16 protein-coding genes are annotated in these 25,069 nt (G+C 55.0%); 12 read left to right on the forward strand and 4 right to left on the reverse strand.

Going from position 1 to position 25,069, the window contains the following annotated elements; all coding sequences use genetic code 11:
• The first annotated feature begins 317 nt into the window (after positions 1-317).
• Together Q31a_RS13185 and folE are read left to right on the forward strand one after the other, a co-directional pair.
• On the forward strand, positions 318-2,192 hold the full coding sequence (locus Q31a_RS13185; RefSeq protein ID WP_145078328.1) for a sulfurtransferase: 1,875 nt from the start codon (positions 318-320) through the stop codon (positions 2,190-2,192).
• A gap of 200 nt (positions 2,193-2,392) precedes the next feature.
• A complete protein-coding gene (gene folE, locus Q31a_RS13190) occupies positions 2,393-2,995 on the forward strand; it encodes a GTP cyclohydrolase I FolE (protein ID WP_145078331.1) in 603 nt (200 codons plus the stop codon).
• Positions 2,996-3,130: 135 nt separating this feature from the next.
• Here the strand turns inward: folE and Q31a_RS13195 are convergent, their stop codons facing one another.
• Positions 3,131-4,477: an outer membrane protein assembly factor BamB family protein gene (locus tag Q31a_RS13195; RefSeq protein WP_145078334.1), complete on the reverse strand. Its 1,347-nt coding sequence runs from the start codon at positions 4,475-4,477 to the stop codon at positions 3,131-3,133.
• Positions 4,478-4,910: 433 nt separating this feature from the next.
• On the opposite strand from Q31a_RS13195, the gene Q31a_RS31125 reads away from it, so the two are divergent.
• Positions 4,911-5,513: a methylated-DNA--[protein]-cysteine S-methyltransferase gene (locus Q31a_RS31125; RefSeq protein ID WP_315851661.1), complete on the forward strand. Its 603-nt coding sequence runs from the start codon at positions 4,911-4,913 to the stop codon at positions 5,511-5,513.
• A gap of 236 nt (positions 5,514-5,749) precedes the next feature.
• Complete coding sequence (locus Q31a_RS13205) at positions 5,750-7,537, forward strand: hypothetical protein (RefSeq protein WP_145078338.1); 1,788 nt, start codon at positions 5,750-5,752, stop codon at positions 7,535-7,537.
• A 328-nt stretch (positions 7,538-7,865) separates the two neighbouring features.
• Here the strand turns inward: Q31a_RS13205 and Q31a_RS13210 are convergent, their stop codons facing one another.
• A complete protein-coding gene (locus Q31a_RS13210; protein WP_145078341.1) occupies positions 7,866-9,035 on the reverse strand; it encodes a hypothetical protein in 1,170 nt (389 codons plus the stop codon).
• Positions 9,036-9,375: 340 nt separating this feature from the next.
• Here Q31a_RS13210 and Q31a_RS13215 point away from each other — a divergent pair, with 340 nt between their 5' ends.
• From Q31a_RS13215 to Q31a_RS13225, 3 genes are all read left to right on the forward strand, one after another.
• Positions 9,376-11,058 carry an FAD-dependent oxidoreductase gene (locus tag Q31a_RS13215; protein ID WP_145078344.1) on the forward strand — a complete coding sequence of 561 codons (1,683 nt, stop codon included), beginning with the start codon at positions 9,376-9,378 and terminating at the stop codon, positions 11,056-11,058.
• Positions 11,059-11,490: 432 nt separating this feature from the next.
• Positions 11,491-13,848 carry a DUF1553 domain-containing protein gene (locus tag Q31a_RS13220; RefSeq protein WP_145078347.1) on the forward strand — a complete coding sequence of 786 codons (2,358 nt, stop codon included), beginning with the start codon at positions 11,491-11,493 and terminating at the stop codon, positions 13,846-13,848.
• Between the two features lie 8 nt (positions 13,849-13,856).
• A complete protein-coding gene (locus Q31a_RS13225) occupies positions 13,857-15,317 on the forward strand; it encodes a DUF1501 domain-containing protein (RefSeq protein ID WP_231691186.1) in 1,461 nt (486 codons plus the stop codon).
• A 65-nt stretch (positions 15,318-15,382) separates the two neighbouring features.
• Here Q31a_RS13225 and Q31a_RS13230 read toward each other — a convergent pair whose 3' ends face one another.
• Together Q31a_RS13230 and murQ are read right to left on the reverse strand one after the other, a co-directional pair.
• Positions 15,383-16,411 (reverse strand): N-acetylglucosamine kinase, encoded by a 1,029-nt coding sequence (locus Q31a_RS13230; protein WP_145078350.1) that lies wholly within the window; start codon positions 16,409-16,411, stop codon positions 15,383-15,385.
• A 10-nt stretch (positions 16,412-16,421) separates the two neighbouring features.
• On the reverse strand, positions 16,422-17,312 hold the full coding sequence (gene murQ / locus Q31a_RS13235; protein WP_145078354.1) for an N-acetylmuramic acid 6-phosphate etherase: 891 nt from the start codon (positions 17,310-17,312) through the stop codon (positions 16,422-16,424).
• Between the two features lie 30 nt (positions 17,313-17,342).
• Between murQ and Q31a_RS13240 the strand changes: the two genes are divergently transcribed.
• The 5 genes from Q31a_RS13240 (at position 17,343) to Q31a_RS13260 (ending at position 24,974) form a co-directional block, all read left to right on the forward strand.
• A complete protein-coding gene (locus Q31a_RS13240; RefSeq protein WP_231691187.1) occupies positions 17,343-18,914 on the forward strand; it encodes a sodium:solute symporter family transporter in 1,572 nt (523 codons plus the stop codon).
• A 35-nt stretch (positions 18,915-18,949) separates the two neighbouring features.
• The gene (locus tag Q31a_RS13245) at positions 18,950-21,328 is read left to right on the forward strand and encodes an exo-beta-N-acetylmuramidase NamZ domain-containing protein (RefSeq protein WP_145078356.1); all 2,379 of its coding nucleotides are present in this window, start codon (positions 18,950-18,952) and stop codon (positions 21,326-21,328) included.
• Between the two features lie 5 nt (positions 21,329-21,333).
• Positions 21,334-22,524 carry an exo-beta-N-acetylmuramidase NamZ family protein gene (locus tag Q31a_RS13250; protein WP_145078359.1) on the forward strand — a complete coding sequence of 397 codons (1,191 nt, stop codon included), beginning with the start codon at positions 21,334-21,336 and terminating at the stop codon, positions 22,522-22,524.
• A 71-nt stretch (positions 22,525-22,595) separates the two neighbouring features.
• Entirely contained in the window at positions 22,596-23,471 is an 876-nt protein-coding gene (locus Q31a_RS13255; RefSeq protein ID WP_145078363.1) for an alpha/beta hydrolase, read from the forward strand.
• 3 nt (positions 23,472-23,474) lie between these two features.
• Positions 23,475-24,974, forward strand: coding sequence for a sulfatase (locus Q31a_RS13260; protein WP_231691188.1), 1,500 nt, complete (start codon positions 23,475-23,477; stop codon positions 24,972-24,974).
• The last annotated feature ends 95 nt before the right edge of the window (positions 24,975-25,069 follow it).

Genomic DNA, 25,069 nt, shown 5'->3' on the forward strand with positions numbered 1-25,069 from the left:
TTACCGGTTACCGGGTAATTTTGGCTGGGTGATCCTGGTAGCTTGATGGAATTCCCAACAGCCGGCATGCCCCCCCCCCCCCGAGCGTGGATGCCAAAAGCCAGTGTTGCTTTCAAGAGGGGCGGTCGCGAGCTGGAGCTGCCTGCGGGAAGCTGGTCATTGGTGGCGAATTTGTCCAGTTCTCGATAAATCGAGAGTACGGGATCAATTGCAACTGCTGAATTGTTATTAACTTAAGACGAATGGTTGGCAGTTGTGGACGTGGGGAACTTGTTTTTGGAACACTTTACTACAGCCATAGTTTGGCAAGACGAAACATGACTTCAGCGACCGCCCAACAGACGGAAAGCCGCATTTTGAACATTGCGGCTTACAAGTTTGTACAGTTGGACAACTTGCAGCAGAGACGCGAAACGCTCAAGGCGTTGTGCGACAACTTAGGGCTGCGGGGGACCATTTTGTTAAGCCCGGAAGGAATCAATCTGTTTCTAGCGGGGGGCCCGAACGAAGTGGAACAATTCCTGGGAACGTTGCGCAGCGATCCCGCCTTCGCCAACCTAGAAACGAAGGACAGCTATTCGACGACTCAGCCCTTTCGCCGCATGCTGGTACGACTGAAGAAGGAAATCATTGCTTTTGGGATTGATGGGATTGCTCCAGAAGAGCGCACGTCTCCGAAACTTCCGGCTCAAGAGCTCCGAAAATGGCTCGACGAAGGCCGCCCCGTCAGGTTGCTGGATGTAAGGAATGATTACGAGTTCGAACTGGGAACCTTTGCGGGAGCTGAGCAGCTCGATATCGAGCACTTCCGTGAGTTTCCCAAGGCGATTGAAAAATTGCCGGAAGACGCCAAGCAAGTTCCGCTAGTGATGTTCTGTACCGGGGGCATTCGCTGCGAAAAAGCGGGGCCGCTCATGGAACGAGCCGGATTTCAGGAAGTCTACCAACTCGACGGCGGTATCCTCAAATACTTCGAGGAGTGCGGGGATGCACATTACAACGGATCGTGTTTTGTGTTTGATGGACGCGTTGCACTCGATCCCCAGCTGCAACCGACGGGCAATATCCTCTGCTTCGTGTGCCAGGCTGTCCTGTCCGAAGCCGAATTCAACTCGGACAAGTTTAAAATTGGGAAGTCTTGTCCCAAATGCTATAAAACGCCACAAGAGCAGCACCAGCAGAGGGTTGCGACCAGAGCCAGCCAGCTACGGGAGTTGGCAGCCACTCAGCCCGGTTGCACACCTTACACGGGCATTCGTCGCATGCATGTTCCGAGGAAGCTCGCGGGGTTGCCGCTGATCGAATTCTTGACCCAATGGCATCCGCCCACTCCCCGTCAAGCTTGGCTCGACTGGATCGCGCAAGGCCGCATTCTGCAGATGAGCAGTCGCTACGATGTGCTCGGTGTAGCGACCGCGGAGACCCTAGTCAAAGAGGGAGAATGCTTCGAACAGCAGTTGCCCGACACTATAGAACCAGCCATCAATCCGCTCATCGACCTGTTGTACGAGGATCAAAGCCTCGTTGTTGTCAACAAGCCAGCGCCGCTTCCAGTGCACCCCAGCGGCAGGTACAACCGCAATTCGCTCACTTCCCTGCTGGCACCGCTCTATCCCAATGAATCGCTGCGCATCGCACATCGTTTGGATGCTGCGACTTCGGGCGTCGTGGTCCTCTGTCGAAAATACCAAGCCTCACGGTTCGTCCAGCCCCAGTTTGCTGCTCAGACGGTAGAGAAGCAGTATGTTGCTCAGGTGCACGGACATCCCGCTTGGGATTCGATGCAGTGTGATGCCCCCATCAGTGCGAAGCCGTCTGCAGCGGGGGGCCGAAAAATTGACTCTGCCGGACAATCTGCGGCGACAGAATTCCACGTCCTAAGGCGTCTTCCCGATGGTACATCCCTGCTCAAGGTGACTCCGCTTTCCGGCCGCACCCACCAAATACGGCTGCATGCTTGTCACTTGGGGCACCCACTGGTTGGCGACGCATTGTATCCATCAGGAGACGTGACGGCGGAATCGAATCAACTTAGGTCGTCCGAGCTTTCGTCCGAGCTTTCGTCCGGTTCCCAAGCCCCGCCGACACAGACCCTCAGGTTGCATGCAGCCAGTATCACTCTACAGCACCCAGACACCCGCTCTCCGATTGTCTTCACCGCGCCCATGCCAGCCTGGGCAGAGCGAGCGTAGTCGGCCAACCGGTGAAATTTACGAACTGACCGGGCTGTTGAAATAGTAACCCGCCGCGTGGGCAAGGGAAGATAACCTCCGCTATAAGTCAATTAAGGGCGCAACCTCCGCATTAAAATGCAAATTGCTATTAAATCAACAGCCCGTGACGCTTCGGGGCACCGATCACTTATTACATCGTTTTTAGAAATAACGAGCTTATGACTTCAACTGATTCTACGTCCGCAGCCGACTTTTCTGTCGATCACCCGCGCATTGAAAAAGCGGTACGAGAGATCTTGGCTGCTGTAGGTGAAGATCCTGATCGTGAAGGCCTGCTGGAAACCCCAGCCCGCGTCGCTCGCATGTATGCGGAGATGTTCTCAGGGTTGCACAAAGATCCAAGTATCCATCTTCAAAAGGTGTTCACCGAATCGTACGATGAAGTCGTCTTGATCAAAGATATTAATTTCTGCAGCATGTGCGAGCATCATTTGCTCCCCTTCACAGGCAAGGCACACGTCGGCTATCTGGCTGAGGGAAAAGTCGTTGGCCTAAGCAAGTTAGCGCGCGTGGTAGAGGAAGTCGCCCGGCGGCCCCAAGTGCAAGAACGCATGACGGAGCAGATCGCAAACTTGGTCGAAACGGAATTGGGGGCCCGAGGCGTCGCAGTCGTCTTGGAAGCAACTCACTCTTGCATGACGATGCGCGGAGTGAAAAAGCCGGGAAGCATGTGCATGACTTCCTCAATGCGGGGCGTTTTCCGAGAAAACCTCTCTTCCAGAGCGGAGATTCTCGGGTTAATTATGGGTAGCGCCCGCTGAATTTAGCTGCCGCTTGAAGACAAGCGACAGCTATCGAGAAAACCGGTTGCTTGCTTTGGATAGCCAGCTACATTCGCGTGAGCGAAGGCGTTGGCCAAACGTATTACCGCCGGACAGGATTACCTCGGATATGGGCTACTTGCGGATTGCATAGAGCCCCGCGTAGGTTCTCAGGTAGAGGGTTCCATTGGCAACGATGGGTGAGGCGGTAATCGTCTCTCCTGCCATATCGTTTTCAGCGACAATTTCGAAGTCTCGACCGGCTTTTAGAACGGTACAAACGCCATCTTTACCGCAGAAGTAGATGTGACCGTCAGCATACAGTGGACTGCTCCTGTGCTGAACGGTATGAGTTCGTTGGTGATAAACCTCAGATCCTGTTTCTAATTCGATGCACTGCATTTTTCCATCTTTATGCAGCAGGTAGACCAAATCATCGACGATCAACGGGATGGAAACGTCTGGCGTTTCTTGGATCGACCAGGCAACGACCGACTCCTTGCCAGTTACTTCGCCTTTGAGCTCCGAATTCACGTTGATGGCAAAGGTAGGACCATTCTTGCAAGTCGGAACTACGATCTTGCCCTGGCCAAATGCAGGTGATGAGACGAACCGAAAGTACAGGTCATAGGCTTTATTTTCAGGATCGTTGTCTGCATTCAATCCGCCCAGTCGCCACAGTTCACGGCCGTCATCCAACGCGTGCCCCGTTGTGCAATCCGCTCCATGGACTATCAGGAATTGCTGATTTCCATCACTGTACAAGAAGGGAGATGCGTAGGAGTGTTTGCATTCGAAAACGGCAATCGTCTCGCGATCTACTTCCCAAATGGTCTCTCCGGTCAGCTTGTTTAGCTTTACGACTTTACCAGTCCGCGTATCGTCTCCACGTTTCATGGCGCCGTGAAGCAATTGCAAGTAGAGCGCCTCTTCGTGCAGCACAGGAGTGGAGGTCATGCCAAACTGAATGTCAATTTTCCCGAAACGGTCGGCAACGTCGAACTTCCAAACTTCATTGCCCGAATAGTCGTAGCAAGCCAGGATGGCACTCGTGAAATTGTCTCCACGCGAGAAGAAAACCCAAACATGTTCTCCGTCTGTCGACGGGGAAGCAGAAGCCGAATTGCCTTCTCCGGCACGTGCATTTTGATTTCCGTCCGTGACTTTGCGCTGCCACAGGTGTTTGCCGCTGTCGGTATCGATCGCGATTAATACCAAGTCATCCCCGTCGGCTGAGGTGACGAAGAGGTACTTGCCCCAGACCGCTGGAGTCGCTCCGCCTTGACCTGGGAGTGGTGAACGCCATGCAACATTTTCGGTAGTCGACCAATGGGTCGGAATGGACTCGGCGGTAGAGATTCCGTTGCTGCCCGTACCACGCCATTGCGGCCAGTTGTCGGCTAGGGACACGGTTGAAAACCGTAGGGAAATCGTTGCTAAAAGTAGCAAGTTGACGATACGATGATGTTGCAGTAATCGCATTTTATTTGCACATTGAAAACAAAGAGGGGCGGGAATTCGTTGACGGCTGAGGAAACAAGTCGCGCGGGTTCACTTTCGACAATGCCTGCAGACGCGGCCAATACAGCGACTGAGCGGAGCTCACCTGAGGAAGTCCAATCAATCGAAGCGAACTTGGAACTTAAACGAACTTGGAACCTATTCCTCCAGATTATAGCTCATGCAAATTGCGGCGTGGAGTCTGCTGCTGGACGGGGGGCGACTGGGCTGTATCGGCTGGGCTGTGTAACGAATGGGGGGCCGTGAAAATCAGTTGGTGCCCCGCCGTTTCCGGAATCTGCATATATCTACCAATCTCGTAGAAACTTTTGTCGAGCACTGGGGTTCGAACGGGCAGCCCCAAATACATCAGATGCCCGTTTGCCCATTAGCCGTTCTCTATTAAGTGAGCAAAGTGAAAGGTCCCCGTTTGACTAGGTTGCAGCAAATTCAGACTCCTTACGGTGCGATGGAAGCCGAATGGACATCCCAAGGGCTCTATCGGTGTGAATTTCAATCACGGTCGGCGGTCCCACCCCTCGGACTCGTGGTGGATCAACCGCCAGTTTCGGATCAAGCACGACGCGAAGGTGAGTCTGAAGAAAATCCGCTTAGCCAGCCTGCAACTGTGCACCAAGCCAGATTGGGATTGGAAAAATGGTTGGCGACCTATTTTGAAACGGGTGTGCTGCAGTGGGAGATTGATTGGTTTGACTGGAGCGGTGTTTCTCCCTTCCATCGCAAGGCGTTGACCGTCTGCTTTGAGATTCCTTCAGGGCAAGTGCTGACGTACGGCGAGGTGGCAAGCCGGTGTGGCAGTCCCCAGGCGGCTCGGGCGGTCGGAGGGGCGATGGCACGCAATCGCTGGCCTTTGATTATTCCCTGCCACCGCGTAATGGGAGCTGGAGGGCAATTGACGGGCTATTCCGGAAGTGGTGGAGTGGACACAAAACAAGCACTTTTGAGCTTCGAACGCGAACGAGCAGCATCGTCGCGTCGGAATGGTTCGGACCATTGAAGCCGACGAACGAGCTAGGTTTGCAATCGATCATGCTCAGTACATCAACCGCAGCCGATTGCATAGGTGATTTGGGGAGCATGATTGGGGAGGTTCTTTTCCTAAGCAAGCAAAAACGGTAGCGGTGTAGAGCAGCCGTGCTTTCGCCGAATCTTCAGAAGTGTGACAAATTCCACGGCGGCTCAATCCGAAGGGTTGATCCCGACAAAGCACCTGAAAGCATTGAAGACCGAAATATGTTTCACGACATTGTGCACCGCTGCTACGAGCGACGTTCCGGCTTGCGAAGTGCGATCATGCTTGCAACTCGCAATGGATCTGGTTCTATTCAAATCGCGGTACGTGCGGTGCAACGGCCTGTTGTTGTCGTACTGTACGTTGTTAGCTTTCTGGTTTGCCAAGGCTTCCCTGTCCAGTCAGCGGCTTGGGGCAAAGACTATCTATTTACATTAGCTGGTGGATACAGCCCCGAAGGAAATCAGGCTTCCCTGGAAGCAAATGTGCTGTTTTTGCAGGACATCTTAGCCTCTGATGAGTTGGAACCGGTCGAGCACTCGATTTTTTTCTCCGATGGCTTCGATGATACGGCGGATGTGCAAATTGTAGATCCGTCGGATCCAACATTGCCTGTAACCGACCTCCTCAAGAGTCTGTACAGTTTGGGGCGCCAATCGACCAATCTAGACTATCGTGATCATCAGATTCCTAACATTGCTGGACCATTAGAGCCGTCCAATATCAAGGCGGCCATGCAGCGCGTGGTGAGCCGGTTGACCGCTGGCGATCGCCTCTTGATCTACGTAACTGCCCACGGAAGCGCAGCAACCGGCCGTAATCAGTACAACACTTCGATCAATTGTTGGGATAGGCAGTTTATCCATGTTAAGGAGTTTTCTACTTGGCTTGATGAAGTGCCGCCGGAAGTGCCAACCATTATGGTCATGGCCCAATGCTATGCTGGCGGATTTGCGCACTCCATCTTTGACAGGGGGAATCAGCGCAACGGCCTCGCAAAGAACTTGCGGGTTGGCTTCTTCGCACAGCAGCACGATTTGGCGGCGGCCGGGTGTCGACCTGATATTGAGAACGATGAAGAATACAGTAGTTATTTTTGGGGAGCGCTCGTAGGGCGGAGCCGCACGGGCCATACGATCCATGCTGCCGATTTCGACCAAGACGGTGTGGTCACCTTTTCCGAGGCGCACGGTCACGCGATCTTGGCCAGCAATACGATTGACATTCCCTTGCGCACCACAGATGCATTGCTCCGTGTTTACAGTCGCATTGATCAATACCAACTCGACGACTCATCAATTGGGGGAGGAGGGAGCTCGCATTCTTCAGAATCTGAAAACGCCGACGAGGAAGCCGACTCTCTTGACTTCCCTCTGCAGGAGCCAGCATCTGCTACGTCAGTGGGGCGGACGACGGCTATTCCAATTAGCTCCCAGCCCCAGAATGTTCCGAAATTGCATTCGATGAGCGGCACGCTGAACGAGATCTGCGAGCACACGAGCCCTGCAACTGTCCGCGAGATTCAGGGGCTTGCCCAGCAACTGCAGATCGAACTGACGGAGGAGGTGACCGTAGTATTCGATCGCTACCAAGAACTGCGTCAGGGTACTCGCCGGAGCTCACGTTTTCGCGGTGGCCGCCGTTCGCGTGGCCGAAGTTCTGGCCGACGTCAACTGCGTGAAGCGATCGGCGAACAATGGCCCGATTTGGGCGCATCGGACCATTGGCGCGACTCGCCATTGCTAGCTGTGGAAGGGCAAGCCGAGCTGATGGACTCCATACAGCAGCTGCCCGCCTACAAAGCCTACTCGCAGGCTCAGCTCGAGCGGCAAGCGACAAACCAAGAGCGTGAGCTCCTCGAAGTCCAGCAGGTTAAATATCAGCGATTGATCTTTGCGATGGAGACGGCCCTGTTAGCCAAGAATCTGCCGCATGTAGCACCACCCGAAGTTCTTGCAGTCTACGAGTCCATGCAGCATCTAGAGCAATCGTCTCTCCACCACCGCTAAACAGCCTAGCCCCTCCCAAGAGTGCCCTCAGCCCTCCAAAATCCAATCAGTGCCACCCACCTATCCCGATAGGTGCCATCCACTGATTGGCAAATGTGGATGGCACCTTTTGGCTTTTTGGCTCTCGGGGGAAGCTGCTGCTAGCGAGAGCTCTGTGCTAGCAAAGGCGTCGCTTGTTGGACGATGAGACCCCGCATGAGAGGCGGTGTTTTGCAGAGAGAGGCCGTCGTCTTCCAGCGGCGAGCTAGGCGAGCGCACAGCGATCGCGTGCTGCACAGGAGATCGTCGGAAAATGGGGGCTAGCTGGCAGGAGGCAGCAAGAAGGGGGCTACCCAGATGCGAGAAAGCACTCGCTGGCCTTCTGCTGGCCGTGATGGCAACGCCGATTGTGCCGACGTGCGTCGGCGGACATGGTACTCGGGCGCCCCGCACAGGTACTCCGGCCAAAGTAGCGTTTGTAATCCCACACCAAGTCACGCCACATCGAGACCTCGATCCCAGTCGACGCTAAAGCCGATTGCAGTCGCTGCGGTACTTTGGAGGCGGCCTGCTTAATACGCTGGGCCGCCGTCCACTGCAGTAGCTCCAGGTACTTACTCCAGTCCATGCACAAGAAGCCGCGGTCGCTGGCTCGCAATCCGCCCGCATGAGCCTGCGGGTCGTTCGACAACGTTTGACTGGCCAGTTCTAGAGGTGCCAGCCAGCTGTCTCGCAAGACACGCTTGCCGGTGGGATTGCGACGTTTCGCCTTTTGTTCCTGCATCCGCTGCTGCACGGGTGTCTCGCGTATTTTCTTCCCCGCTTCGGCGGTGGGCACCGCCCGTAGATCGAAGGCTGCTGAATCGATCTTTGCGCCCCGCTCAGCCTGGATGCGATCGTAGGCTGAGGTGTGTTCGGCTTGTTCCGGGGACTCGGCCATCGCCGCTCGAATGGGATTCAAGTCGACATACATGGCGCAGGCCAGCAAGCCCGCATCGTCGGCGAGCCGTTGTGCTTTGAAGCGGCCTTCCCAGAATCGTCCCGTGCATTTCTCTTGAGCGTTCGCGAGCCGCGCGACAGGCTCGGCCAGAGCTCGCATAAACCAAGAGATATCGGACAAACGCGAGCGAATCACCGCCATGCGCTCCTGGTCTCTAATTAACGCCTGCACATCGGCCTCGGTGGGCTCTGCCAAATGCTCCTCAAACCGACGCCCGGGAAAGACTTTCAGCCACCGCTGGGCAACCTCTTCCTCCGACCACAGGGCAACCACGTCGGGACGATTTCGCAAGATGATGTGGAGGTGTGAGCTGAGAATGGCATAGGTCAGTACGTCTATGCCGAACGCGGAAGCGAGGGCTTCCATCCGTCGCCGGATCCACTCGCGGCGGAAGGAGTAATCCTTACCAGAGACAGGGTCGACGCCAGTCAGGAACGCTCTTCGTACACAACGTTGTATGGCATGCACGATACAGACTTCGCCCGCTTGAAATTGTTCATTACGGTTGGGTCTACTCATCACAAGCACCTCCTAGGAGCACCGGTTCAGTCTAACATTCTGTCATCCTTCGTCAATTAAAATCTGGCGGACACCTACTTGACAATCTGCGAGAGATGGATGGCACCTATCGGGGATTGCTAGCAACAGGTGGAAGGTGGTGGAACCTATTGGGAATAGTGGAAGATGGGTGGCACCTTTCGGGGAGGGGGGGATTGCGGTGGAAACCTTGCGGATGACATGGTCGGTGGAGGTGTTTTGGCAAATTCTTGGGGGATAGCGGTGAAGGCAGGGGAAGTGATGGTAGGGGGGGCGTAAAATGGTTGGGATTAAAACCCGCCTAGATTTTGGAACCGATGCTATGCGACGCCGTGAATTGCTATCTTTGATTTCGCTCTCTTTACCACCTCTACTTGTGGATACGTCGTTTCGCGGCTTGTTGCACGCCGCACCCGCCAGTTTGGGCGAGCGAAATGCAGACGTGGTGGTGGTTGGCGGAGGACTTGGCGGTTGTGCCGCTGCGTTGGCCGCGGCGCGGGCTGGTTGTCGTGTAATCTTGACCGAAGAGACCGACTGGCTGGGGGGACAATTAAGCTCGCAGGCAGTCCCACCCGACGAACATTCCAAGATTGAAACTTCCGGTTGCACTTCTGCCTACCGCGAACTTCGAGACGCCATCCGAGGGTACTACCGTCAATACATGCCTCTAACTGCAGCCGCCCGCGCTCAAACGCACTTGAATCCCGGGCAGGGTAGCGTTTCAAGAATCTGTCATGAACCACGCGTGGCTGTCGCAGCGCTTTACCAAATGCTCGGACCGCATCTGGCCGATGGTCGTCTTACGATCCTGCTGAACCACCGTCCGACCGCTGCGAACACCGATGGCGATCGAGTGCTGAGCGTGACTTGCCAGAACGCCGGGACTGGCGAGAGGGTTGAGCTTACCGGCACCTCGTTCGTCGATGCCACGGAGACGGGCGAACTGCTACCATTGACGGGAACGGAATTCGTCACTGGCTTTGAATCTCAAGCTGAAACCGCTGAACCTCACGCACCGACCAGCGCACAGCCGCAGAACCATCAGGCCGCGACTTGGTGTTTTCCTATCCAATATATTGCGGAGGGGGACTTTACGATTGCCAAACCTGATCAGTACGATTTTTGGCGGTCGTACGTTCCCGCACTGAAACCAGCTTGGCCTGGAAAGCTTTTCGATTGGACGTACTCCAATCCAGCCACTTTCGAGCCTCGCACGCTTGCGTTTGATCCGCAAAAAGAAGCTGCAGGTTGGTGGTTGTATCGGCGAATCGCTGCAGCCAAGAACTTCATCCCCGGGGCGTATCGGGGCAGTATTAGTTTAGTCAATTGGCCTCAGAATGATTACCTGGAAGGCAATTTCTATGATGTCACCGCAGAGGAGCAGCAGAGGCACATGCAGGGGGCGAAACAGCTGAGTTTGTCCCTTATGTACTGGATGCAAACGGAAGCTCCTCGCCCCGATGGTGGTACTGGATGGCCGGAATTGCGGCTATGCCCAGAGGTGGTTGGCACCGACGATGGGTTGGCCAAGTATCCCTATATCCGGGAGTCGCGTCGCATCCGAGCGCGCTTTACGGTGCTCGAGCAGCACATAAGCCAAGCAGCGAGAATGGAGGAGACTGGGTTAGAGGCAAGTGAAGTCAAAGCCGCATCGTTCCAGGATACGGTTGGCGTTGGCAGCTATCGTCTCGATCTGCACCCCAGCACTGGTGGTGACAACTACATCGATCTGGCATCGCTACCGTTCGAAATTCCCCTCGGCGCGCTGATCCCTGAGCGAATGCAGAACCTCTACGCAGGCTGTAAGAACCTCGGCGTGACACACTTATCTAATGGCTGTTACCGCTTGCATCCGGTCGAATGGAACATAGGCGAAGCGGCTGGAACTCTGGCTGCTCACTGCCATGAACAGAAGTGCAGCGGCGAGGCGATCCATTCCAATCCTAAAAAACTAGCTGCGTTTCAGACGCGGCTACAAGCGAATGGCGTGCAGCTCCATTGGTAATGTCGAGCTTGCATCACTGATGGGAAGAACTCCAGGGGGGGCATCAGCGCAAGGTGTCGTGTGCTTCCCGCTTCCCGTCGGACTGTCGGACTGTTCCAGCGTGCGTCGGAAGGGGCATCCTTGGAAATGAGCTTGTCGGAAAGGTTTACGGTCGGACGATGGGCGGAGTCTCCATGGGGGCCTCTTTCGTGGTTGGGCCGGTGGAACCGGCTCGGATAACTCTCTGATGGAGGCGATCGGGCTTGCGTTCTGGAGTTGGTTTCTGAGTTTTGCACCTGCGGGGTGCCGTGAGGTACAATACACAAACTGCTGATCAATCCCACCCCATTGGCATCCCTCCTGCCGTTCCTGCGAGTGCTGTATATGTATTTCTGTGCAAAGTGCTTCGATGGCCAGTTCCCCGGTACAGGAAAGGCCCTGAGGTACACCTTCATGTTGTGGCTGTATCTTGCGGTCAGTTTTGGACAAGCGGCTGCGCAGGGATTGGAGCCATCGAAGGCGACGTTCGAATCGACCGTGGCCGTGATCTTTGAGAAGCACTGTATCGGTTGTCATACAGCAGGGATCGAGAAGGGGGAGTTTTCGATTTCAACCTCCACGGACCTTGTGGACAATCAATATGTCTTGGCCGGCGATCCGGACGGTAGCTATCTTCTTGACCTGGTGACACCTGCTGACGATGCCGCTGCTGAGATGCCCAAGGATTCTCCGCCACTTTCTGCTGCAGAAATTGCGACTTTACGGAATTGGATTGCTGAGGGAGCGCATTGGCCCGATGATTTTGTGGTGCGGGAAAAGCCGAAGGCGGGGGACTCATGGTGGTCGTTGCAACCTTTACGGACTCCGCCACCGAGCGAGTTGCACAATCCTGAAAATTTGCAGTCGCATGAGGCAAGCGTTGCAACCGCGGCTTCCCGGATCGACGAGCTTCTAGCAGTCCAATTGCGCAAAGCTGGTCTAGCGTCCAATCCACCAGCTGACAGACGTGTGCTAATTCGGCGTGCTACTTATGATCTAACGGGGCTTCCCCCCTCAGCTCAGGAAGTGGCTAATTTTGTGTCGGATCAGAGTGAAAATGCCTTTGAGAAAGTTGTGGATCGCTTGTTGGCATCACCCCACTACGGGGAGCGTTGGGGGAGGCATTGGCTGGATGTGGTGAGATTCGGAGAGAGCAATGGCTATGAACGCAATGAGATCCATAACAACGCCTGGCCATTCCGCGATTACATCATCCGGTCTCTCAATCAGGATAAGCCATTCGATAGGTTGATCACGGAACACTTAGCGGGGGACGTCGTGGCACCAGGTGATCCTAATGTTGAAGTTGGATCAGCGTTCCTTGTCTTGGGGCCATACGATGATGTTGGCAATCAAGACGCCGTGCAAGCCGCTCAGATCCGCGCCAACACGCTTGACGAGATGATCCGAACGACGACGGAGGCCTTCTTGGGGCTTACCGTCGGCTGTGCTCGCTGCCATGATCACAAGTTCGATCCTATACTTGCTCGCGATTACTATCAGTTCTATTCAACCTTTGCAGGAACGCGGCACGCAAGCCGAACGATCGCCACTGAGGAGCAAGCTGCCGCCCGACAAGCGGAGTTGCAGCCGTTGCAGGACGAGCTCAAGACGCTTCACCAGCAGCAGGCAGCCCTGGAGGAAGAGCTCGCAGCTCAGCAAGATGTCGAGCAGCCGCCTTCGGGGAAGGAGCTCGAAGCAAAATTAGGTGACCTCAAGGAACGCCTCTCGCAAGTGCAAGCTTCGATTGCCAAGGTGGAAGAGTATCCCAACTGGTGGATCGGACAACATGTCGCGGCGGACGCAGTAGGTCCGTTTCACATTTTTGTCGGTGGAGATCCACAGCGCTTGGGCGAAGCAATCCAGCCGGCTAGTTTGGTGGCGCTTAGCGAGGTGGCCCCCAGCTACCAACTCCCCGTGGATTCGTCGGAAGGGGCACGGCGGTTAAAGCTCGCCGAATGGTTGACCGACGCGAAAAATCCATTGACACCCCGAGTACTGGTCAACCGCATCTGGCAATACCATTTCGGAATTGGAATCGTCGATACGCCCAGCGACTTTGGGTACATGGGAGGGCGGCCAAGTCATCCCGAATTGTTGGATTGGCTTGCGCTTGAATTATTGGAGAATCAATGGCGGATCAAACCGATTCACAAGCTGATCATGATGTCGCGAGCATACCAACAGTCGAGCGATTATGTTGAAGCTGCGGGACGTATCGACGGTGAATCGCGACTGTTGTGGCGATTTCCACCTCGACGGCTGACGGCGGAAGAGATTCGAGATACGTGGCTAGCGGTGTCGGGAGCCTTAGATTTACGGATGGGAGGAGCGGGGTTTCGGTTGTTTCGCTATTCGCAAGACAATGTCGCGACCTATTATCCGTTGGACGAGCATCCCCCAGAAACTTATCGACGCGCGATCTACCATCAAACGACTCGAGCGACGCGAACCGACATGATGAGTGACTTTGATCAACCCGATTGTGCTTTTGCGACGCCTCGTCGCGCCTCGACCACTACGCCTCTCCAAGCATTGACGTCGCTCAATCATCGATTTGTCCAAGACATGTCCAACTTGCTGGCTTCGCGAATCGACGGACGGCTGCCCAAGACGGATGAGGGGCGAGTCGCTATCGCGTTTGAGTTGTGCTACGCGCGGCCACCGGAGTCGGATGAGTTGCTGGTCTGCACTGAAATGTTGTCCGAGCATGGCTTGGCTGCGTTGTGTCGTGTGTTGTTGAATACTAGTGAGTTGATTTACGTAGAGTAGTGAGCAGGATGTACGAACCCAATCGAGAGATGGAAGCTAGCCTACGAGACATTTCTCGGCGCGGATTTTTAGGAAATGCCTCGTCGGGATTAGCTGGGGTCGGCTTACTGCAGTTACTGGCGGGTGAAATTGCCGTTGGGGGCAACGCTCCTAGCGGGACCGACAGCCTGGGATTGCATTATCGTCCACGCGCTAAGCGAGTGTTGCAGATTTTCTGTCCGGGGGCTGCATCCCACATGGATCTTTGGGAGCATAAGCCAGCGCTCGCGAAGTACGCAGGCAAACCACTACCGGGTGAGGAATCCTATGTTTCCTTTCAAGGCAAAAACGGAAATCTGATGGACTCCCCGTGGCCATTTGTGCCTGTGGGCAATTGCGGAAAACCGATTAGCAGTATGTTGCCACAGATGTCGAGACACGTGGATGATATTGCGTTCGTACACTCGATGCACAGTCGCACCAACACGCATGGACCAGGCTGCGTCTTTATGAATTCCGGGCACGACACCGAAGGGTTTCCTAGCTCCGGTGCTTGGATGAGCTATGCCTTAGGGAGTGAGAACGAGAATCTACCGGCGTTTGTAGCCCTGCCAGATGTGCGCGGTGAGCCTCCGAATGGGAAGGCGAATTGGACGAACGGCTTTCTTCCCGCACGCCATCAAGCGATCATGATGAATGCCCAACAACCGATTCGCAACCTGAAGCCACCGCCGGGGATTGACGCGCAGGAAGACCTCGCGTCGCGCGATCTGTTGGAAAAATTGAACCGTCGCTTCGCGGTAGCTCATCCCGCCGAATCGGATTTGCAAGCGCGAATCGCTGCCTACCAACTTGCAGCGAGGATGCAGTTGTCGGCTCCTGAAGTTTCAGATCTGTCCCAGGAATCGAAGGTCACGCATCAGATGTACGGGACCGCGGACCCCAATCCTCTCAAAGCGGCCTACGCTCAGAATTGCCTATTGGCCAAACGATTGCTGGTACGTGGGGTGCGCAGCGTCAATCTGTATTGCGGTTCGAGAGCATCTGGCGTCGACGGCTTACTTAATTGGGATGCCCACAAAACATTAAAGGACGATTATGAACGCCACTTGCCGATCTTCGACGGCCCGACTGCAGCGCTGTTGACAGACCTTAAGAAACTCGGCCTACTCGATGACACACTTGTCCTGTGGATGACGGAATTTGGCCGCATGCCGACGCATCAAGAGGGGACCAAAGGACGCGATCATAACCCAGATGGATTTACGTGTTGGATGATGGGGGCCGGGGTGAAAGGCGGAGTGAGCTACGGAAGTACCGACGAGTTTGGGAGGCGAGCTCTGGAGAATCCAACGACGGTTTGGGATTTTTATGCAACGGTGCTGCATCTGCTCGGGCTCGATCATGAGCGATTGACGTGGTACCACAATGGGCTGGACCGCAGGTTGACGGATGTACAGGGAAATCTAATTCAAGAGATCCTAGCTTGAGGCTGCCCCAGTGCAGAGGAGTGGACTAGTAGAGAAGTCGTCGAGCAGAGCAGCTGTCGAGTCGTTTAGGGGGATTGGCTCCAATAGTCCCAGGCCAGTTGCACGGCCCCTTGTACGGGCTCTTCAACGAGCTTGGATTGCGTTGGTGCGATGTTCAAGAGTCGCAGTTGATTTTGAACCAGTTCGCAGTAGGAAGGTTGTTTGCAGAGGAGGCTGCCCGTCAGTGCTAGGGAATAGCGTGTTGAGTCGAGTTGTTGAACTACGGAATGCACCATGTTGGCGAGGTGGGTTGCTCCCTCAGTGACTAGGTCGTGCACGCACTGCTGGGTAAGAGCCAATTCGAAACAGAGGACGGACAATTCCGCAATACGCTCCTTCGGACTGGGCGACAGTGACTGGCCGGGAGTCGCGTGGGGCGCGTTGTAGGTCCAAGGAATGAGATCGGAGGGTTGATTGCATTCGGTACGCTCGAGAACTGCGTTTAGCACAGCTGGCTCATTGAGTCGACCGTCGGCGGTTTGGCAGGCGAGTTGTAGCAATCCACGTCCTAAGGCGTAGCCGCTACCTTCGTCGCCCAGGAGGTACCCCCACCCACCGCTTCGCAGCGACCTCCCCTCTGAGGACTTACCCCAGGCGATGGAGCCCGTTCCAGCCACAAGGGCAACAGCACTCGAAGATCTGGGGAGCAGCTTGGAAGGTGCGTTTGTTTCGGTACCGACGCTCGAACCGGCAGCAGCCAACACCACTTCCGCATCGCCCACCACATGGAGAGTCCGAGAGAGCGCGTTGGACTTTGCCCAGTGGATAATCTGTGCTTGCTCGGACTCTCGGCCCGCTCCGGCGATGCATAGGCATGCGCTGTCGATGGTTTGCTGAGGCAGTTGGGTCTGCTCGAACGCCGAAGCAATGGCGAGTTCTATATTTCGCAAAGCGGCAGGAAACCCCATCGCGCCGGGGTTTCCCGGGCCCGCGAGCCCACGGCCTAAGACGACGAGTTCTCCGTTTGAGTCGGCGGTCGCCAACCAAGCTGAGGTTTTGGTACCGCCTCCATCCACACCGAGAAGAAGCGTTGAGCTGGAGTCCGAACTCTGCATAGGGCTAGTCTTACTGTTGGGGCAGGGCGGCACGCAGTTGTCCGTCGTGTGACGTTAACAATTCGCGAGCGGCCTGCGCATCGATCTGATGCAACGAGGCCACGATGGCTGTCTTGACTTCGCCCTGACAGGCAAGCAGGATTTCTTCGGCTTTAGGCGGTGTTAGTTCCGCAATCTCCGCCACAATTCGGATGCTGCGTAGTTTTAGCTTTTCGTTGGAAGCTCGCAGGTCCACCATCAAATTGCCGTAGGTTTTACCAATGAGAACCATTGCGCCGGTAGTGAGCATGTTCAGGACCATTTTGGTTGCGGTGCCCGCCTTGAGCCGCGTGGAGCCACTGACAATTTCTGGTCCCACGACCGGTGCGATGACAATATCCGAGAGAGGATGGAGTTCGGAAGATTCGTTGCACGTGAAGCCCACGGTTGCGGCCCCCAACGAACGAGCATACTTGAGCCCACCTAAGACGTAGGGAGTGCGACCGCTCGTTGCAATCCCCACTAAAACGTCCTTGGAGCTGAAGTGGTGTAGCTCGAGATCGGACCGGGCCTGATCGGGATTGTCCTCAGCTCCTTCCACTGCGTTGGTCAGGGCTCGCTGGCCGCCGGCAATGATCCCCACAACCATGCTCGGCGGAGTGCTGAAGGTAGGGGGACATTCTGACGCATCCAGTACTCCGAGGCGCCCTGATGTGCCAGCGCCCTGATAGAATAGACGCCCACCGTTTCGAAATCGGTCTGCAATGATCTCTATGGCTCGGGAAATGTTCTCTGATTCGCGGGCCACGGCTTCCGCAATCAACGCGTCTTGAGAATTCATCAGGTCAACGATTTGACGCGCGGAGAGGGTATCGACTTGAGCTGATGCAGGGTTGCGTTGCTCGGTAGTCAGATTCAACATACTGGTTTTCACTCAACGGAATTTTGGGATATGCAGCTGGCTCTTGGAACGTTCGACACTATTGTACTGATCCTGTCGATCGCGGTAGCGATTTATATCGGGATTCGAGCCAGCGGTAAAACGGATTCTGCGGAAGCATTTTTGCTGGGAGACCGCAACCTGCCTTGGTGGGCAATTCTGGGATCGATCGTGGCCACGGAAACTAGTACCGCCACGGTTTTGAGTCTTCCCGCACAAGCCTATGGTGCCACGGGCATGAAATTTCTGCAATTGGCAATTGGCTATATCGTAGGGCGAACCATCGTCGTTTACTTTCTGCTACCGCTTTTCTTTGAAGGGAAGCTGTTCAGCGCCTACGAAGTCTTGCAACAGCGGTTTGGGACCAAGGCCAAGCATGCTGGTTCACTCCTATTCCTGGTCACACGCAACTTGGGTGATGGGTTGCGTCTGTTTTTGGCGGCGATGGTGGTCGAAAAACTTGTCGGTTGGCCATTCGTCACTAGCGCACTAGCGATCGGTGGTGTCACTATTCTGTATACGTATTTTGGTGGCATGCGATCGGTCGTTTGGAACGATTGCATCCAGCTTGTGATTTATCTGCTGGGAGGAGTGGCGACGGTCTTCGTCATCGTGGCCAACATTCCTGGTGGCTGGGATACCTTGTGGAAATTTGCAGCAGAGCATGGGAAAACTGAATGGTTGCAGTTCTATCCGCCCGAGAGTGTGGCAGGAACCGCGGACCAAGGATTTTGGAACTGGGTCGTCTCGTATCCCTACAGCTTTTGGGCGGGCTTGATCGGCGGCGCCGTGTTGACGCTTGGAACACATGGCACCGATCAGATGATGGTCCAGCGCTATCTGAGTGCACGCAGTCAGCGTGATGCCGGGCGAGCGATTTTTATCAGTGGGTTTGTCGTTTTTGCACAGTTTGCCCTATTCCTCTTCATTGGCGTTCAACTGGCGTGTTTCTACAGTTTTCAGCCCGAGACGGTGTTTGAGAAAAGTGATGAAGTCTACGCCCATTTTATCATCCACTCCTTCCCCACGAACACCGGGTTGGTGGGGTTGATGTTAGCCGCGATCCTAGCAGCTGCCATGTCCACGCTGTCGAGTTCGCTAAATGCGTCAGCATCCGCATTGATTAACGATTTCTATCTGCCACGTCAGAAGACGCCGCCCTCGGCTGCAAAACTGTTGCGTCTGACCCGTTGGATTGCGGTAGGATTTGGAGTATTGCAGATAGCCATTGGGATTTGGGCAACGACCTTTGACAATACCGTGATTGGCAATGCTTTGTCCATTGCCGGATTTTCTGCTGGCCTGTTGTTGGGACTCTTTTCGTTGGGAGTGCTGACACGTCGCGTCGGGCAGACGGCAGCGTTGGCGGGCGCCGCGGTCGGTTTGGCTGTCCTGTTAGCGGTACAATTTGCATTGCCAGTTTGGATACAATCTAATTGGCCTGGCTCTAGCTTCGGCGTGGCCTGGCCCTGGTTTGCGTTGATCGGTTCCTCCACAACCTTCCTGGCTGGCCTCGTGCTGTCCTTCGTATTTCCACGTTCCACTGCTGGGAGCGGTTCTGCCGTAGCTCCCAGTCAATCGTAAACACTCCTTCCGTTCCTAGATAATTGAAATTCATCATGTCTATACTTCCGCGATATTGCCTGTTGTTTTTATTCTTCGTCAGCCAGTGCCTGTGCAGCACTCTCGGTTTGGCTGAGACGCTACCACTGGTGTCTCCCAGCGAGGTGGGCCTCGACGGCGATGCTCTGGTGGGGATCGAAGCGATCGTAGAGGAGGGGATCGAGAATAAGAAGATGCCCGGCTGCGTGGTGTGCGTGGGGCGTCACGGAAAGATTGCCTATCTAGAAGCCTTTGGCAATAAGCAAGTCGAACCCAGCCAGGTCTCCATGACGACCGACACGGTGTTTGACATGGCATCCATTACGAAACCAGTAGCGACCGCGACGAGCGTGATGAAGCTGGTTGAACAGGGGAAGATTCGCTTAGGGGCCAAGGTCGTGGAGTACTTCCCGGAATTCGCACCCAATGGGAAGGATGACATCACAGTAAAAGATTTGCTGATCCACCAAAGTGGTTTGATTCCCGACAATTCGCTGAAGGACTACTTGGATGGACCAGAACTCGCCTGGCAAAGGATTTGCGATTTGGGATTGGTCGCGCCCGTTGGAACGACTTTCAAATACTCGGATGTCAACTTCATCGTGCTCGCCAAGCTCGTAGAAAAAGTTTCAGGCAAGGACATCAACGAGTTCTCCCAGGAGAACCTTTTTACTCCCCTAGGTATGTCGGAATCGGGCTACTTGCCTCGCGCTGAATTGCAGTCGCGAGCAGCTCCCACAGAAGAACGCGATGGTGCTTGGATGCAGGGGCAGGTGCATGATCCTCGAGCCCATGCATTGGGAGGAGTCGCGGGGCATGCTGGCTTGTTTTCAACAGCCCAAGACTTGGCGATTTACGCACAAATGATGCTCCAAGATGGGAGCTATTCCACAAGTGAAGATCAGACCGTGCGAGTTCTCTCGCCGCTGACGGTCGCAACCATGACGCGCGGTTACGCTGTTTCGAGTGGTGTGCGTGGATTGGGGTGGGACAAGAAAACCGGATACTCGAGCAATCGAGGGGATTTGCTAACTGAGGCTGCGTTTGGGCACGGTGGTTTTACGGGCACGGTGTTGTGGATTGACCCCGAGTTGGATTTGTTCTTTATCTTTCTAAGCAATCGCGTCCATCCTACCGGTTCGGGAAGCGTCAACCATTTAGCTGGCAGCATCGTGAATCTCGTGGCAGGGGCGATTACGGATGTCGAAAGCACCTCACAGGCTGCCGCTGGAAAATCAAACTTGGTGGAAACGTTAACTGGCTTGGATGTCTTGCAACGCGATCAATTTAGTCAACTCGCCGGGCAACGCGTGGGGTTGATCACGAACCACACGGGGCGCAATCGTAGCGGAGAAAGCATTGTGCAGCTGTTTCATAAGGCGGAGCAAGTGAACTTGGCTGCTCTCTTCAGCCCTGAACATGGCTTTGAAGGAAAGCTCGATGTAGAGAGGATTGGGGATGCGGCGGACGCCACCACAGGCTTAACGATTCACAGTTTGTATGGAGAAACGCGGAAGCCGACCGAGGCGATGGTCAAAGATCTGGATGTGTTGGTGTTCGATATACAGGACATTGGAACGCGCTTTTACACCTACATCTCGACGATGGGGGAAGCGATGCGAGCGGCGAGCGAATATGGCAAACGCTTTGTCGTCTTAGATCGTCCGAATCCGATCAATGGTGTGCAAACTGCGGGACCGATGCTCGACGCCGGCTACGAGTCCTTTGTTGGGTTTCACCATTTGCCGGTTCGTCACGGGATGACGATTGGTGAGATCGCGCAGATGCTGAAAAGCGAACTGGAGCTTGACGTCGACTTGCAAGTGATCGGATGCGAGCAGTGGAATCGCCAAGACTATTGGGAAGCTACGAATCTGACCTGGGTCAATCCCTCTCCCAACATGCGGAGCCTCGTGCAAGCACTGCTTTATCCTGGTGTAGGGCTGTTGGAGATGACCAACGTGTCCGTGGGACGCGGTACCGATACGCCATTTGAAGTTCTCGGTGCGCCCTGGATACGCGGCCAAGAATTAGCTCAGGCGTTAAATTCCAATTCGATTCCAGGAGTCGTGTTTGTGCCGATTGAGTTTCGACCGGAGAGCAGCAAGTATGAAGGAGAACTGTGCAGCGGCGTGAACATCTTGATCACGGATCGCGATGCTGTGGATCCGTTGCGGATTGGAATCGAGCTGGCATGTCAACTGCGACATGCCTATCCCGAAGAGTGGGAGACGAAGAACCTCAATCGCTTGTTGGGAAATCGCGTGGTGACCGATGCGATCATTGCTGGCACTGGAGTTGAGCAAGTGATGACGCTTGCAGCCGAAGGGCTTGAAAGTTTCGAGGCGCGGCGCCGGACCTTCTTGCTCTATCCGCTAGACGCGGAAGGTAATTAAGGCTCATGCGACATCCAATTCAATTGGGAATCGATCGTGTAATCGATGGCCAGTACGAGCAGCAGCCGCAATTATTTGCCGGTCGCCTTGGCTTGCTCATGAATCAGGCCTCCGTCACCCGGGAACTGCAATACAGTTGTGATGCGTTGGCTGCCAAGTTTCCTGGGCAGTTGAAGGCTATCTTTGCACCTCAGCATGGAGTGTGGGGAGAGCAGCAGGCCAACATGATCGAGTCCGATCACGCGAAGCATCCCACGCTCGATATTCCGCTGTTCAGTCTGTACTCCGAAACGAGGCGACCAACGCCGGAAATGCTTGATGCGATCGATTGCTTAGTGATCGATGTGCAAGACGTCGGAACGCGAGTCTATACATTTATCTGGACGGTCGTGCACTGCCTAGAGGCGTGTGCGGAACAGGGAAAGCGAGTCGTTATTCTGGATCGTCCCAATCCGGTGGGTGGCGAAGTGGTGGAAGGGCCGCTACTGCAGCACGGCTATGAGAGCTTTGTTGGCGAAGCGACGATACCGCTGCGCCACGGATTGACGGTGGGGGAGTTGGCACGACTGTGTGCCGCTGAACGTCGCATCGATGTCGAGCTGGAAGTTGTCCCCATGTTGGGGTGGCAGCGCAGCATGCTGTTCCACGAGCTCGATTTGAGTTGGATTTGGCCCTCTCCCAACATGCCGACGGAGACCACCACGGTGCTGTATCCAGGGCAAGTCTTGTTGGAGGGGGTGAACCTGTCAGAAGGCCGTGGGACCACGCGGCCCTTCGAAGTGGCGGGTGCACCGTTTCTGGATCCTTGGAAATGGTGTCAACGCTTGGCCGAGTTTCAGCGCCCTGGGCTCCAGTTGCGTCCGACCCGATTCATGCCCACGTTTGACAAGTGGGTTGGTCAGAGCTGCGGCGGAATTGAGCTAGTGGTCAAGCAGGCGCATGAGGTGCGTTCGGTAGCTACGACCTGCGCGTTGATTGCAACTGCTGCTGAACTGGCACCAGAGAGTTTTGAGTGGTTGCCTCCACCGTATGAGTATGAGTTTCATAAGCCGCCTATTGATATTCTCTTCGGTTCCGCTGAGTTTCGGAAACAGGTGGATGCCCGATCGATTGCAAGTTGTGAAGTGCTACATGCCTTGCTGGAATTTGACGTTGTTGAATGGGAATCTCGAACAGGCAGTGCGAAGATTTATTAGCAAGCACCTCAACGACGTGTTTCCGCAGGAACATGCGCATTCAATTTCTGTCCCCTTATGAGGATTCCATCATGCATCGCTTCTCGGCTTTACTCTTCCTAGGTCTGGTGAGCCTGGCCCAGGTCGATCCATTGCGTGCACAACCAGCGGTCGTCGTGGAGGCGGTGGTGGCGGAGAAGTCGCCTGAGCCAGAAGTTGGTTACCAGACCGTGCTAGACGTCTTCTACCGTGAGTCGCTGTCCTCGGATGACTACGCGCGGGAACGCTGTCACTTGGACCTCTACTATCCAACTCATGTGGAACAATTTCCGACGGTAGTTTGGTTTCACGGCGGTGGTCTCACAGGCGGAGGCCGCTCAGTTCCACAGCGTCTCCGCGAGAAGGGAATCGCTGTGGTGGCTGTCGACTATCGCTTGGGGCCCAAAGTCAAGGCTCCCGTCTATATTGAAGATGCAGCAGCGGCGGTCGCATGGACCTTCGACAATATTGCGCAGTATGGCGGCAGTCCGGAACGGATTTTCGTGAGTGGCCATTCTGCTGGTGGATATCTAACGAGCATGGTGGGGCTCGACAAACAGTGGCTTTCTGCCCACGACATTGACGCTGACCAACTGGCCGGTTTAATTCCGTTCAGCGGACAAGTGATTACGCATTTCACCGTTCGCAAAGAGCAAGGCATTGGAGCCAATCAGCCCACGATCGATCGCTTCGCCCCGCTATTTCATGTGAGGTCGGATTCGCCTCCCATGTTGATTATCTCGGGTGATCGGGAATTGGAAATGCGTGGACGCTATGAGGAGAATGCCTATTTCTGGAGAATGATGCAAGTCGTAGGGCATCCCGATACCCGACTATTGGAACTCGATGGCTACGACCATTCGGGGATGGCTGATCCGGCGTATCCGCTGCTCTTGAAGTTCATCAGCCGAATTTCGAAGGAGTCGTAGGCGGTGCGGTTGCAATCTCAAATACCAACAAGATTTGCGTCGAGCATTGCAGGAATGTTGGGGGTATGGTTGCTCCATTTGCTATGGAGCGGCGGCCTGCTGGCGGCCACTCCTGCAGAAGGATGTCCCAATATTCTGTTCATTTTGGTGGACGATTTAGGCTGGTCTGATTTGGCGTGCTATGGGCATCAGTGGCATGACACGCCACATCTTGACCGGCTAGCTGGAGAGGGGCTGCGTTTTACGAATGCCTATGCCGCAGCACCCATTTGTTCGGCGTCGCGCGCGAGCATCATGACGGGAAAGACGACTGCCCGCACCAATTTTGAGTTTGTGACCAAAGACAAACCTGGACGGCAGCAGATTGATGCTCCCACCCTACTGCGAGCTCCCCCATTTACGCTCGACCTCCCACTTCAAGAATTGACCGTTGCAGAGCGACTTGCCGCACTTGGCTACCAGACCGCATTTTTCGGAAAGTGGCATTTGAATGCGCACTTTGGCGGCTACTTGGGGTGGAGTCCGACCCACGGTCCCGCTCAGCAAGGATTCGAGTTCACCAAGCAAGACTTTGGCAACCATCCCTACGCTTGGCGAGGCGGAAACCGTCCCGATCCGATTGAGGCAAACGGTGTGTTTGCAGACGATTCTATGGTGCAGGGAGTCGTGGAGTATCTCGAGGCGGAGCACAAGCAACCCTTCTTTGCCTGTGTTTCCTCCTTCTATGTCCACACTCCGGTTCAGACTCCGTTAACTTGGTTGGTGAACAAATACGATGCCAAGATTCCGGCGGAAGTGCCTCAACGGAAGCAAAGGATTGCCTATGCAGCTTTTTTAGAAACGCTCGATCACCATCTTGGTCAAGTGTTGGAAGCGGTCGAACGATCAGGGCAGCGCGATAGTACTCTTGTGGTATTGATGTCGGACAATGGTGGCCATCCTGAATACACCGCGAACGGCCCCTTACGAGGGTCCAAATGGAATCTGTATGAAGGTGGGATTCGCGTACCCATGCTCGTCCGCTGGCCTGGGCATGTCGATGGCGGCAAGACTAGTTGCGAGCCGGTTATTGGCTATGACCTGCTTCCGACGTTCGTCGATATCGCTGGAGGGGCCGCCGATGATGTCGACGGCGTTAGCTTGAAAGAACATCTGCGGAATGCATCCAGCCTCGAACCCCGCAAGCTAATCTGGCACTTCCCGTACTACCATCCCGAGAAGGGCTATGCTCAATCCCCCGATTCTATTGGCGTGGATGATTTTGAAACTAGCCGAACGCACCCCCATTCCGCGATGCGACAGGGGGATTTCAAGCTGTTGCAGTTCTACGAGCAGGACGCGACTGAACTCTACGATGTGGTTCACGATATTGCTGAACAGGATGATCTAAGTTCGCGTTTCCCCAGTCGAGCGGCAGAAATGAAAGCTCAGCTGCAAGCCGAATTGGTAGAGATGCAAGCTCGTTTTCCGACCCCCACGCATTCGCTCGATGCGGTCGACTAGTCGTGCCCTCAGCACGCTGCATCGCATGCTCAAATCCATTACAATGTGCCGTGGGAACTTGAAAGGAAGACGCTCCGGCCGATTGAACGCTGAGC

This window comes from Aureliella helgolandensis, from assembly GCF_007752135.1.
GTDB lineage: Bacteria > Planctomycetota > Planctomycetia > Pirellulales > Pirellulaceae > Aureliella > Aureliella helgolandensis.